A 13,757-nucleotide genomic window follows, 5' to 3' on the forward strand; every position below is an offset into this window, starting at 1 on the left:
TGACAAAATGAGAGTATTAGTCGCAATGGATGAATTTAATGGAATCGTTTCAAGTTATGAGGCGAATCGATATGTAGAAGAAGCGGTCGCTAGTCAAATTGAAGAAGCGGATATTGTCCAAGTGCCGCTGTTCAATGGGCGTCATGAATTGATGGACTCTGTCTTCTTATGGCAGTCTGGCACGAAATATCGTGTGAATGTCCATGATGCAGATATGAAACAAGTTGAAGGTGTTTATGGTAAGACTGAGAGCGGCATGACGATTATTGAAGCGGATTTATTCTTACAAGGGAATCGACCGCTGACAGAGCGTACTAGCTATGGTTTAGGTGAATTGATTGCGGCAGCATTAGATAATGATGCCAAGCATTTAGTGATTTCACTCGGTAATATCGCAAGTTTTGACGGCGGTGCTGGTATGCTGCAAGCGTTAGGTGCCAAATATTACAACGATGAAGGTGAACCTGTCGATGCGAAAGAAGGCGTAGGCGTATTAAAATACATTCGTCGTGTAGACTTCTCAGGCCTTGACCAACGATTAAGAGAAACGCGTATCCAACTCGTCTCTGACTTTGCCAGCAAGATGTATGGTAAAGAAAGTGAAATCATGCATGTTTATAAATTGTTAGAGATTTCTAGAGAAGAAGCTGCGACAATTGATAATTTAGTTTGGTATTTCAGCGAAATCTTAAAAAATGAAACACGTACGGTGACAAGTACAGTAGAACGCGGTGGTGCAGGTGGCGGTATTGCGGCTGTCTTAGCTGCACTTTATAACGCAGAAGTTTTAACAAGTCATAGCTTAGTGGATCAAATTACGCACTTAGAAAACTTGATTGAACAAGCAGATTTAATTATGTTCGGTGAAGGTATCAATGAACAAGATCATTTATTAGAAACAACATCATTAAGAATTGCAGAGCTTGCGACAAAATATCATAAGCCTTGCATTGCGATTAATGCGACAGCAGATAAATTCGATCGTTATGAAGCGTTAGGTGTTACTGGTATGTTCAACTTATTTATGACAATGCCGAAGCGCTATACAAGTTTTGAAGCCGGTTTACAAATCCACTTCTACGCTGTCCAAGCTTTAAAGCTCCTAACAACAACATTCAATACGCAAAAATCACAAACAAAAGCATAATCAACTAATAATCTTAAATGAATAATCAAAAATGGCTGAACCCTTTGTAATTTAGGTTCAGCCATTTTTATATTTATACGTACATAGTGACGTCTCTTTAGTAACGTTAAAGTTGTATTATGCTTCGGTATTGCCTACTTCTTCTGCGATACCTACAATCACTTGTACTGCTTTTTCCATGACATCGATAGAAGCGTATTCAAATGGGCCATGGAAGTTATCGCAACCTGTGAAGATGTTTGGTGTCGGTAAGCCCATAAATGATAGTTGTGAGCCGTCTGTACCACCGCGAATCGGTTCGGTATTAGGTTCAATACCTAATTGTTTGAAGACACGTTTTGGAATCTCGATGACTTCAGGTACTTCATTGATTTTTTCAGCCATATTGAAGTATTGGTCATGGACTTCTACTTCAACTGGATTATTTGAATAATCTGCGTTAATTTCATTTTTAATATCTTCAAGTAATGCTTTACGTGCTTCAAAGCGATTGCGGTCGTGATCACGTACGATATATTTCAATTGAGCTTTTTCAGTTGTACCATTGAAGTTCATCAAGTGGAAGAAACCTTCATAGCCTTCTGTTTCTTCTGGCACTTCATCTTGTGGTAATTGACTATCGAAGCGTTCGCCTAATTTAATCGCATTAACCATGACATCTTTCGCAGAACCTGGATGTACATTGACACCATGACAAGTAATCGTTGCTTCAGCTGCGTTAAAGCTTTCAAATTGTAATTCGCCATATTGACTGCCGTCCATTGTATAGGCAAAGTCAGCCCCGAAACGAGCTACATCGAATTTATGAGGCCCGCGTCCGATTTCTTCATCTGGCGTAAATGCGACACGGATACGTCCGTGTTTCACTTCTGGATGTTCAACTAAATAGTTTAAAGCAGTCATAATTTCAGCAACACCCGCTTTATCGTCTGCGCCAAGTAATGATGTACCGTCTGTAATCATTAAAGTGTGGCCTTCTACTGATTTTAAAGCAGGGAAGACAGTTTGGTTTAATTCGCGGTCCGTATCGCCGAGTTGAATTGGCTTGCCGTCGTAGTTTTCAATAATTTGCGGCTTAACATTTGTCGCATTAAAGTCTGGTGAAGTATCAACGTGTGCTAAAAAGCCTACAGTCGGTACTTCTTTTGCGATATTGCTTTCTAATGTCGCAAATAAATAGCCATTATCATCTAAGTCTGTTTCTAAACCAAGATTTTCTAATTCTTGTTTTAACACATTTAACAAATCCCATTGTTTCTCAGTTGATGGTGTTGCTTCTGAGTCTGGATTAGATTGTGTATCAATCTCCGCATAACGTTTCAGTCTGTCGATTAATTGTTCTTTCACTTGATATGCACCCCTTAACCTCTATTATTCATGTTAAATTGTTTCCTATAGGATTTACCTTTCATTTTACCATAGTTGATTCTAATACGATTATAAATATGGTAACTGATTTCTGCACATAATATACCAAAAGCAATGGCACCTGAAATCAAGGTAACCTCTAAAAAGGTGTTGACTGCATGGGTATATTGATTTGTGACTAGGAAACGTGTGGCTTCATACGCAGCGCCCCCAGGTACAAGGGGAATGATACCTGGCACAATAAAGATAATGACAGGTTGGAAATAACGTTTTGCCATCGCATGACTCATAATTGCTAAGATAAAGCTGCCTAGGAAAGAAGCAGCCACTTTACCTGAGTTCAAATCCATCGAAATGATGTAGATGGTCCATCCCATTGCGCCTACATAACCGCATGCCGGCAATTGTTTACGCGGCGCGTTGAATAGGATTGAAAATAGCAATGTAGAACAAAAGCTGATAACAAAGTGAAATAAATAATGTAAGATCAATTCTGTAACACGCCTTTCTTAAAAGAAGAGTAAAATAATCGCAACACCGGCACCGATCGCAAAGGCAGTCAATGCAGCTTCCATACCGCGTGACATCCCAGCAAGCAATTCACCGGCCATTAAATCTCTGATTGCATTAGTGATTAAAATACCTGGTACTAAGACCATGACCCCTGAAATGGTAATAATATCTTGGTTGATGGACAGTCCGAGTTTATGACTGATGGCGGCGACACTAATGACAACAATGGCACTGATAAACTCAGAAAAGAATTTGATTTGAATAAAACGTTGAACGAAATCGAATGTTAAGAAAGCACCTGCACCCGCCAAAATGGCAAAAATGGAATCTTGTGCAACGCCTCCAAACATAAATAAGAAAAATCCACAGGCAATAGAAGCGGCTAAAAATTTAGTTAAATATGAATATTGCAGTGAAGCATGTTCTAAATGAATCAATTCTGATTTTGCTTCATCAATCGTTAGTTCATTTTTAGCGATTTTACGTGAAATATTATTGGCTAGGGCAATTTTTTCTAAGTCCGTTGTTCTATCACGCACACGAATCAATCGTGTGTTCGTTCGGTCGTTTAATGAGAATATAATCGCAGTATTCGACACGAAACTGTTGGTATTATCTAAACCAAAACTATAAGCGATGCGAGACATCGTATCTTCAACACGATATGTTTCTGCGCCGCTTTCAAGTAATATCTTTCCTGCAGTGAGTACAACGTCTATCACTTTGTTCTCATCTATTATGGTAATTGCTTCTTCAGGCACCTTTTTGCGCTCCTTCTCGTTTGATTTTGTTGACACTTGAAAGTTTACAGGGAACAGTAAAAAGTTGCAATAGAACATCGATGATTGCAATAGAAATGAAAAAAAGAGACAAGAACCGTAATAGATTCTTGTCTCAATATGTCATTTTTTGAAACAAATGGTTTATTTAACAATTGGGTTAAACATCACTTGGTTACGCCCTTCATTTTTAGCCATATGCAACATATCATCTGCATCTTTAAAGACTTTACGTTGTGATTTGTAATCGTCTGCGGTTAAATAACCGATACCGATAGATACAGAGAGTTTGATGACTTCTTTATTCGGTAAGTGGAATGTTGATTGTTCCACGCCTGCACGAATACTTTCAGCCAGTTTCACACTTTGGTCAAGTGAATAACCAAGCAGTACTACTGAGAATTCTTCGCCGCCGTTTCTGAATATTTTCATGTTCGGTGGCACATAGTTGATTAATAGTTGTGAGATTTGTTTTAAGACTGCGTCTCCTGAACGGTGCGTAAAGGCATCGTTTACATCTTTGAAGCCGTCGATATCAATTAAAAGTAAACCTAAACTTGTATTTTTATCATCTGCTTTGTCTGTCATTTTATTTAAATGACGATCAAATTCTTTTACATTGCCAAGTCCAGTTAAATAATCATAACGTTCTTCGTTTTCATATCGTTGGACAAGTGTGAAGAAACGCCAAATATCTACAAAGATAATGGAAGATGCGATAGTAACGATAAATGATATCGGAATTAAGTATATAATTTCTTGTAATGTATAGAAGTGCGTAATCATTGAAACGACACTTAAGATAACTAAACTTACGACGTTCAAGATTTGAAGAGACACAATATCATTTTGTTTGATAAAGGGTCCGATGATGCTTACAGCTAAGGCGATAATTAATAAAGCAATATTATATGCCAAAGGATCGCCGTAAACGAAAACATCTACGACAAAAATAATAGCTGCAGCCACCATAGTAAAGAAGACGTTTGTATAACGTCCTAAGAATAAGAGCGGCACAAATGTTAAATAAAGTAAATAATTATGAACTGGTATCGGATAGGCCGCAAGTAAAAGTGCGACGACAGTCATAAGAATCGTGACATAAGTTTGTGAAAACTTCATTTGTTTCGTTTCTGAATATTGCAGTCTATGAAAGAGATAGATACCTGCAACAGTCACCGAAGTGTTGTAAATGATAGCTTCAATCATAATTGATCTGCTCCTTTGTATAACCACTTAGTTATTGTAAGTGAAAATATACATTTTGTCATCTGAAACATTGATAACTGTTATTATAATCTACTACAATAATCAATAATTCGTGTTAAAATAGATTATTGATATTGTATACATATGAGTATTGAAGGGAGGTTCCCTTGTCAAAAGGCAGATAACAGCGTGTTCTCTTTAAGTATGACATAGATTGAACAGTATTTTGGCAATGGATATAAAATGATAACACTTTTACTGATATTAGTTACCATGGCGGTAAGTGTGATTTTGACGCCGATTGTGATTAAAATATCCAAAAAGCTGGATATTATGGATAAGCCGAATTATCGAAAAGTGCACACGAAACCTGTTTCTGTACTAGGGGGAACGGTGATACTCTTTGCGTTTATTTTAGGAATTTGGATTGGTCATCCTATTGAACGTGAGATTATTCCTTTAATTCTTGGAACGATGATTATGTATTTTGTCGGTTTGATTGATGATGTGCATGACTTAAAGCCGTTGTACAAACTTGCAGGTCAGATTTTAGCTGCGTTAGTCGTAGTGTATCACGGTGTCACAATTGACTTCATTCAATTGCCGTTCGTTCCAGGCACGATTCAGTTCGGTATTTTAAGTATTCCGATTACTGTTTTTTGGATTATTGCGATTACCAATGCGATTAATTTAATCGATGGGCTAGATGGTTTAGCCGCAGGGGTTTCAACTATCGCATTTATGACGATTGGCTTTATTGCGATATTACAAGCGGATATTTTTATCATGATGATTTGTTCAGTCATGATTGGTTCGTTGCTCGGCTTTTTATTTTATAATTCACATCCCGCAAAGATTTTCTTAGGAGACAGCGGCTCACTACAACTCGGCTTTATTATCAGCTTTGTTTCTTTACTCGGGTTCAAAAATATTACTTTCTTCTCGTTACTGTTCCCGATGGTGATTTTAGCCGTACCGTTTATCGATACATTATTTGCGATGATCAGAAGAGCGAAAAAGGGACAACGTATTATGCAGCCGGATAAATCGCATTTACATCACAAGTTATTAAAACTTGGTTATACACACCGTCAAACCGTGTTTTTAATTTATTCGATTGCGATTATGTTCAGTATCTCAAGTGTTATTTTATACTTATCACAACCATGGGGCGTTGTGATGATGTTGATTCTAATTCTAGTCACGATTGAATTGATTGTAGAATTTACAGGATTAATTGATGACAATTATCGTCCGTTATTGAGTATGCTTGAGAAACGTGGCAGCAGACACGACAAAGAATAATATGTAAAATCACATAAAAATAACCGCTTGAGTTTCGTCTTGTGAAATTCAAGCGGTTTTTTATATCTAATTTGTTTCAATATCGAAAGGCAGGCGCGTTACTTGTTCTTCATCTAATTCGAATGTACCTGCAGTAATTCGATTTAAAAAGTTGATAAAGTCTTCGTAATCATCTTCTAATACATCGATACGGTAACTCACTTTATCTGTATACATCGTATCTCTTAAAATGAAGTTTGTTGATTGCAGTTCGTATTCGAATTTACCTGTCTGTTCATAACTGATTGTAACTGTAGTGGGTATCGCATTACGTAATTCAACACGTCCGCCTTCTTTGATCGCATCACGAACGGCGCCACTGTATGCTCTGATTAAGCCACCTGTACCAAGTTTGATGCCGCCGAAGTAACGTGTCACTACAGCTGCAGTATTATGTGTCTCAAGTTTTTTTAGAATTTCTAACATTGGTACGCCAGCTGTACCACTTGGTTCTCCATCGTCATTTGCTTTTTGAATCAACATACTATCGCCGATGGTATACGCTGAACAGTTATGTGTGGCATCCCGATGTTCTTTTTTAACTTCATCAATAAAAGCTTTTGCCTCATCTTCACTTTCTACTGGCTTAATATGAGCGATAAAACGTGACTTGTTAATCACATTTTCAATCACGTATTCTTGTTTAATCGTAATAATATGATTCTCCATTTTATGACATCCTTTAACTAGTTCCTATGACAATAGAATTGCTTGTCTTTGCTTCTATTATACATGCTCCGGATATTTTTTCTAAATGGAAGAATCAATTTTCTTTTTTAATAAAATAGGGTATGATTGACAATGAGTATATTTGAGGAGGAAAATCATGAAGATTGCTGTAATGACGGATTCTACAACATCATTAACACAAGCTTTATTAGATGAATATGATATTTCGGTTGTGCCATTAAGTGTGATATTTGAAAATGGAGATTCCTTTATTGAAAGAGAGGATATTCAACCAAGTGAATTATATCAGCGTATGCGTTCAGAAACGCAAATTCCGACAACAAGTCAGCCCGCTATTGGTAAAGTCGTAGAAGAATATGAGAAACTCAAAGATGAAGGATATACAGATGTTATCGGTTTGTTCTTATCAGCAGGTATCAGTGGTACATACCAATCAGCAACACAAGCTGGCGAAATGGTCGAAGGCATTAACGTGCACACATTCGATTCAAAATTATCAGGTATGATTTTAGGCGGATATGTGGTTTATGCTGCTGAACGCGTAAGAGAAGGTGCATCTCCAGAAACAATCATCGATGAATTATTAGAGATGCGTGAACATACAGGGGCAGAAGTTGTTGTAGATGACTTAAAGAACTTACAAAAGAGCGGCCGTATTACAGGTGCACAAGCGTTTATCGGTACATTGTTAAAAATGAAACCTGTCTTAAAATTCGAGGATGGCGTGATTGTACCATTAGATAAAGTGCGTACGAAAAAACGTGCTGTCAAACGCATTGAAGACGGTGTGTTAGAAAAAGTGAAAGATTATGATGAGGTTACACTCTATGTCGTTAATGGTGATTCAAGAGAAGATGGCTTGAAACTTTATGAGAATTTGAAAAAACGTTGCCCTGATCATTATGTGATCAACTATTCGGATTTCAGTCCGGTTATCGCATCGCATTTAGGTGTCGGCAGTGTCGCATTAGGTTTCACTAATAAACGTATTCCATCTTTAGAAAATCGTCCAGAGGACTATGTAGAGCAATAATAAATTTAAATACAATTTTTCGGGCAAATGAAGTCCACTGTCTCAGACAGTGACTTGATTTGTCTTTTTTTATTTAGGAGGGATTATACTGACAACAATTAAGCATTATGGAAAGTTAGTCAGAAGTACGAAACATCTGACTGATGAAACGATTATCTATAAAGGACCAGGTGTGATACAAAATGACAAAGGAAAATGGTATTGTCAGCAATGTGGAACACCTCATCAAGACGAGTATTATACGTATCATTCAAAAATTCACGATCAACCGATAACTTATTGTCGAAGTTGTTTATCACTCGGTCGTATGGATAGCTTTAAGCCAATATATATTACCAAAACTGCACATCAAATTAGTTCAGGAGAATATCATTTGGACTTTGAACTGTCTGAACAACAAGCCTATGCTTCCTCACATATTATTCGAGCGATTCAACAGCAGGAAAATTTATTACTATATGCGGTAACAGGTGCAGGAAAAACAGAAATGATGTTTGCGGGAATTCAACATGCCAGACAACAAGGTATGAATGTGGCGATTGTATCACCGCGTGTCGATGTGGTCATTGAAATCAGCAAGCGTATTATCGAATCGTTTAAAGGTGAACATATAGACGTCTTGTACCAAGGACAAAGCCAGACGTATCAAGGTCATTTTGTCATTGCGACGGTGCATCAATTATATCGCTTTAAACAACACTTTGATGTGATATATATTGATGAGGTTGATGCATTTCCGCTTGCGATGGATCCTTTATTGATGCAGACACTCATTCAAGCCTCAGCTTCTGCTTATAGTCATATTTATATGATAGCTACGCCTTCCTCACGTTTATTAAAACAATTCAAAAAAGAGAATATCATTACTTTACCAGCGCGTTATCATCGTAAACCGCTTCCTGTCCCCAAATTCCACTACTTCAAATTCAAACCGAAACGCATGCAACGCTATTTACTCGAACTTCTTCGAAAACAACTTGAAAACCAACGCGTCACTTTAGTCTTCTTTAATCAAATTGAAGCGATGGAACAAGCATTGGTACACTATCAAAAATGTTTCAAAGACTTGGTGGCAGTTCATAGTGAAGATGCCTTACGTTTTGAGAAAGTAGAAGCTTTAAGAGCAGGTAAACATCCGATTATCTTCACGACCACGATTTTAGAACGGGGTTTTACGATGGCACATTTAGATGTCATTGTCATCGACAGCCAAAGTTTCCAAACTGCAGCTTTAGTTCAAATTGCTGGACGTACAGGACGTAAAATACAAGATACCAGCGGCTTAGTGTTGTTTTTGCATAATGGGGTCACCTTATCTATGGTGCAAGCCAAACGCCAAATTAAACAAATGAATCAATTAGGGTTACAAAAGGGGTGGTTGGATGCCGAAATGTAAACTATGCTTAACTCCATTTTCGGAACCTTTAACTGCCGCAAATTTTTATAAATCACCTCAAATTCTGTGTGAACATTGTCGACAGGCATTTGAAGCATGTCGTCTAGAAAAAGTGAAACGCTGTCCGCGTTGTTTAAAACCGTTAGACGAAAGTGAAGAAGCTTGTTTAGATTGTCAGTTTTTAGCTCGCAAATTCAACTTAATGCATCAACTTTATTGTGATTACCGTTATACAGGGAAAGTACGCGAGACGATTCATCAATATAAAATTGCTGGAGATACGGCATTATGTGAAGTCATCGCAAACCTTATTCGATTGCCGAAGCAACAGTATGACTATATCATTCCAATTCCTTCACCAATCGCAAGGGATCAACAAAGAACATTTAATCCAGTAGAAATGGTTTTAGCTGCAAAAGGGGTTAAGTATCATCTGATACTGCAAACAGACGTTAGACCGAAACAATCCACTTTGAATAAAGCAATGCGTGCCAAAGCTCCCAATCCATTTTATATTAATCCTGTATTTCAAGATGTAGATTTACAAAATAAGCGCATTTTACTCGTAGATGATATTTATACAACAGGGCTAACGGCCCATCATGCGATTGAAGCTTTATTTATCAGAAAAGTTGGAAAAATAGATGTATTTGCTTTTGCTAGATAGTTGAAACATGTTATTATAAAGGTGAGCATTACCAATCAAAACATATATAGAGGTTAAAGGAGTCGATCACTATGATTAGATTTGAAATTCATGGAGACAACCTCACTATTACAGACGCAATTCGTAATTACATTGAGGACAAAGTTGGTAAACTAGAACGTTACTTTACAAATGTGCCGAACGTTGATGCACATGTTAAAGTAAAAACTTACGCCAATTCAAGCACTAAAATTGAAGTGACAATTCCGCTTAAAGACGTGACACTTCGTGCAGAAGAAAGAAACGACGATTTATATGCGGGCATTGATTTAATCACTAACAAATTAGAACGTCAAGTGCGTAAGTACAAAACACGCGTTAATCGTAAAAAACGTAAAGAGAATGAGAAAGAACCATTCCCATCAATCCCAGCAGCTACACCAGAAACTGCTGATCAAGATAACAATGATGAAATCGAAATCATTCGTTCTAAACAATTCAGCTTAAAACCGATGGATTCTGAAGAAGCCGTATTACAAATGGACTTATTAGGTCATGACTTCTTCATCTTTACAGACCGTGATACAGATGGTACAAGCATCGTTTATCGCAGAAAAGATGGAAAATACGGTTTAATTGAAACAGTTGAAAATTAATAATTAATGTCTCATGAGAGGCTCGCAGCTGTGAGGTTGCGAGTCTCTTTTTTAATGACTACTAATTTCAAAGATTAAGTTTGTATTAATAAGATTGTATTTGATTGATTTCAGTAAGTTGAACGTGTCAAAATATAGAGGATATGTTTGAAACGTGTAATGCACCAACAACACAAATAGAAACTTTGGATTAAGTGAAGAAAATCATAAACACTGATACTTATAAATAAAGAGTTATCAACTATTAGATTGAGTATATAAGTGTAACTTTTACGATATAAATGGTAAGATGAATTGTTGTAAGCCAAACAGTTTTTATACCAAAGGAGCGAACAGAATGGGTTTTTTATCAAAAATTGTTGACGGCAATAAGAGAGAAATTAAACGCCTAGGTAAGCAAGCGGACAAAGTACTCGCATTAGAAGAGGAAATGTCGATTCTTACTGATGAAGAAATTAGAAATAAAACACAAGAACTTAAAGAACGAGTTCAAGCTGAAGAAGATGTAGTTAAACAAGATAAAATATTAGACGAAATCCTTCCTGAAGCCTTTGCTTTAGTAAGAGAAGGGGCTAAACGTGTGTTCAATATGTCACCTTACCGTGTCCAAGTCATGGGCGGTATTGCGATTCATAACGGTGATATTTCAGAAATGAGAACCGGTGAAGGTAAAACGTTGACAGCGACAATGCCGACGTATTTGAACGCTTTAGCAGGTCGCGGTGTACACGTTATTACAGTCAACGAATATTTAGCAAGTGTACAAAGTGAAGAAATGGCTGAGTTATATAACTTCTTAGGTTTATCTGTAGGATTAAACTTAAACAGTTTATCAACAGAGGAGAAACGCCAAGCCTATAATGAAGATATCACGTACAGTACTAACAACGAACTTGGTTTCGATTACTTACGTGACAACATGGTGAATTATGCAGAAGAACGTGTTATGCGTCCGCTTCACTTCGCCATCATTGATGAGGTCGACTCTATCTTAATCGACGAAGCACGTACACCTTTAATTATTTCTGGTGAAGCAGAAAAATCAACATCACTTTACACACAAGCGAACGTATTCGCGAAAATGTTGAAAGCTGAAGATGATTATAACTATGATGAGAAAACAAAATCTGTTCAATTAACAGATCAAGGTGCAGATAAAGCTGAACGTATGTTTAAACTGGATAACTTATATGATTTAAACAACGTAGATATTATTACACATATCAATACAGCATTACGTGCCAACTATACACTACAACGTGATGTCGACTACATGGTGACAGATGGTGAAGTATTAATCGTTGACCAATTTACAGGTCGTACAATGCCAGGTCGTCGTTTCTCAGAAGGGTTGCACCAAGCGATTGAAGCAAAAGAAGGCGTGCAAATCCAAAATGAATCTAAGACAATGGCATCGATTACGTTCCAAAACTTCTTCCGTATGTACAACAAATTATCTGGTATGACAGGTACAGCGAAAACTGAAGAAGAAGAGTTCCGTAATATCTATAACATGACAGTTACGCAAATTCCGACGAACCGTCCTGTACAACGTATCGATAAACCTGATTTAATTTATATTAGTCAAAAAGGTAAATTCGACGCGGTGGTTGAAGATGTTGTAGAAAAACATAAAAAAGGTCAACCGATTCTTTTAGGTACAGTAGCGGTTGAAACCAGTGAATATATTTCTAAGTTATTGAAAAAACGCGGCGTACGTCATGACGTCTTAAACGCGAAAAACCATGAGCGTGAAGCAGAAATCGTTTCTACTGCAGGTCAAAAAGGTGCTGTAACGATTGCGACAAACATGGCCGGTCGTGGTACAGATATCAAACTTGGCGAAGGTGTCGAAGAACTGGGCGGTTTAGCAGTTATCGGTACAGAACGTCATGAATCACGTCGTATCGATGACCAATTACGTGGTCGTTCTGGTCGTCAAGGTGACAGAGGTGAAAGTCGTTTCTACTTATCACTTCAAGACGAATTAATGGTACGTTTCGGTTCAGAACGTCTTCAAAACATGATGGGCCGTTTAGGTATGGATGATTCTACACCGATTGAATCTAAAATGGTTTCTCGTGCTGTAGAGTCTGCACAAAAACGTGTGGAAGGTAATAACTTCGATGCGCGTAAACGTATCCTTGAATATGACGAAGTATTACGTAAGCAACGTGAAATTATTTACGGTGAACGTAACAGCATTATCGATAATGAAGAAAGTTCTGATCTTGTAAAAACAATGATGCGTTCAACACTAGATCGCGCCATCGGTTATTATGTAAATGATGACTTAGATGAAGTAGATTACGATCCGTTCATTAATTATGTAGAAGATGTCTTCTTACATGAAGGTGAATTAGATATCTCTGAAATCAAAGGTAAAGATAGAGAAGATATCTTTGATACAGTATGGGAAAAAGTTGAAGCTGCTTATGAAAAACAAAAAGCTAATATTCCTGAGCAATTTAATGAGTTCGAACGTATGATTTTATTACGTTCTATCGATAGTCGTTGGACAGACCATATCGATACGATGGACCAATTACGTCAAGGTATTCATTTACGCTCATACGGACAACAAAACCCACTTCGTGATTATCAAAATGAAGGACATCAACTGTTCGATAATATGATGATGAATATCGAAGAAGATGTCAGCAAATATATCCTTAAGTCTGTCATCACAGTAGAAGATGATGTGGAACGTGATAAAGCAAAGGAGTATAAAGGGCAGCATGTCTCAGCTGAAGACGGTAAAGAGAAAGTCAAAGCGAAACCGATTGTGAAAGGCGACCAAGTCGGCCGTAACGATCCCTGCCCATGCGGAAGCGGCAAGAAATACAAAAACTGCTGCGGCAAATAGTATGCATTTCTAAGAACCATTGCGTATTGTAAGGAAGAAAATTTGTTCTTCCTTACAGGCAGTCGGTTCTTTTTTCGGCTCTATAATAAATTCGGTTGATGAGATAACCT

The 13,757-nt window shown here is 37.4% G+C and carries 12 protein-coding genes; 7 read left to right on the forward strand and 5 right to left on the reverse strand.

Annotated features, from left to right (window positions below; all coding sequences use genetic code 11):
• Positions 1–7 precede the first annotated feature (7 nt).
• The gene (locus HMPREF3270_RS04665) at positions 8–1,147 is read left to right on the forward strand and encodes a glycerate kinase (RefSeq protein ID WP_070867176.1); all 1,140 of its coding nucleotides are present in this window, start codon (positions 8–10) and stop codon (positions 1,145–1,147) included.
• Positions 1,148–1,264: 117 nt separating this feature from the next.
• Here the strand turns inward: HMPREF3270_RS04665 and pepT are convergent, their stop codons facing one another.
• From pepT to HMPREF3270_RS04685, 4 genes are all read right to left on the reverse strand, one after another.
• Entirely contained in the window at positions 1,265–2,494 is a 1,230-nt protein-coding gene (gene pepT / locus HMPREF3270_RS04670; protein WP_002481534.1) for a peptidase T, read from the reverse strand.
• Positions 2,495–2,508: 14 nt separating this feature from the next.
• Positions 2,509–3,003 (reverse strand): threonine/serine exporter family protein, encoded by a 495-nt coding sequence (locus HMPREF3270_RS04675; protein ID WP_031262607.1) that lies wholly within the window; start codon positions 3,001–3,003, stop codon positions 2,509–2,511.
• A gap of 21 nt (positions 3,004–3,024) precedes the next feature.
• Positions 3,025–3,789, reverse strand: a complete 765-nt coding sequence (locus tag HMPREF3270_RS04680) for a threonine/serine exporter family protein (RefSeq protein WP_002481536.1) — start codon at positions 3,787–3,789, stop codon at positions 3,025–3,027.
• Positions 3,790–3,951: 162 nt separating this feature from the next.
• Positions 3,952–5,016: a GGDEF domain-containing protein GdpS gene (locus HMPREF3270_RS04685; protein ID WP_023015380.1), complete on the reverse strand. Its 1,065-nt coding sequence runs from the start codon at positions 5,014–5,016 to the stop codon at positions 3,952–3,954.
• A gap of 243 nt (positions 5,017–5,259) precedes the next feature.
• On the opposite strand from HMPREF3270_RS04685, the gene HMPREF3270_RS04690 reads away from it, so the two are divergent.
• Positions 5,260–6,321 carry a glycosyltransferase family 4 protein gene (locus HMPREF3270_RS04690; RefSeq protein ID WP_002481538.1) on the forward strand — a complete coding sequence of 354 codons (1,062 nt, stop codon included), beginning with the start codon at positions 5,260–5,262 and terminating at the stop codon, positions 6,319–6,321.
• A gap of 66 nt (positions 6,322–6,387) precedes the next feature.
• On the opposite strand, the gene HMPREF3270_RS04695 is transcribed toward HMPREF3270_RS04690, so the two are convergent.
• Positions 6,388–7,029, reverse strand: coding sequence for a YigZ family protein (locus tag HMPREF3270_RS04695; RefSeq protein WP_002481539.1), 642 nt, complete (start codon positions 7,027–7,029; stop codon positions 6,388–6,390).
• A 157-nt stretch (positions 7,030–7,186) separates the two neighbouring features.
• On the opposite strand from HMPREF3270_RS04695, the gene fakB1 reads away from it, so the two are divergent.
• The 5 genes from fakB1 to secA all read left to right on the forward strand — a co-directional run bounded on the left by fakB1 (position 7,187) and on the right by secA (position 13,647).
• Positions 7,187–8,083, forward strand: coding sequence for a fatty acid kinase binding subunit FakB1 (gene fakB1 / locus HMPREF3270_RS04700; protein WP_002481540.1), 897 nt, complete (start codon positions 7,187–7,189; stop codon positions 8,081–8,083).
• Between the two features lie 172 nt (positions 8,084–8,255).
• Positions 8,256–9,479: a DEAD/DEAH box helicase family protein gene (locus HMPREF3270_RS04705; protein ID WP_256324344.1), complete on the forward strand. Its 1,224-nt coding sequence runs from the start codon at positions 8,256–8,258 to the stop codon at positions 9,477–9,479.
• The gene (locus HMPREF3270_RS04710; protein ID WP_070848598.1) at positions 9,466–10,146 is read left to right on the forward strand and encodes a ComF family protein; all 681 of its coding nucleotides are present in this window, start codon (positions 9,466–9,468) and stop codon (positions 10,144–10,146) included. The genes HMPREF3270_RS04705 and HMPREF3270_RS04710 overlap by 14 nt, the downstream gene beginning before the upstream one ends.
• 71 nt (positions 10,147–10,217) lie before the next feature.
• A complete protein-coding gene (gene hpf, locus HMPREF3270_RS04715) occupies positions 10,218–10,781 on the forward strand; it encodes a ribosome hibernation-promoting factor, HPF/YfiA family (protein ID WP_002481543.1) in 564 nt (187 codons plus the stop codon).
• A 337-nt stretch (positions 10,782–11,118) separates the two neighbouring features.
• On the forward strand, positions 11,119–13,647 hold the full coding sequence (gene secA, locus HMPREF3270_RS04720; protein ID WP_023015375.1) for a preprotein translocase subunit SecA: 2,529 nt from the start codon (positions 11,119–11,121) through the stop codon (positions 13,645–13,647).
• The last annotated feature ends 110 nt before the right edge of the window (positions 13,648–13,757 follow it).

The organism is Staphylococcus sp. HMSC65H10, from assembly GCF_001839185.1.
GTDB classification, from domain to species: domain Bacteria; phylum Bacillota; class Bacilli; order Staphylococcales; family Staphylococcaceae; genus Staphylococcus; species Staphylococcus simulans.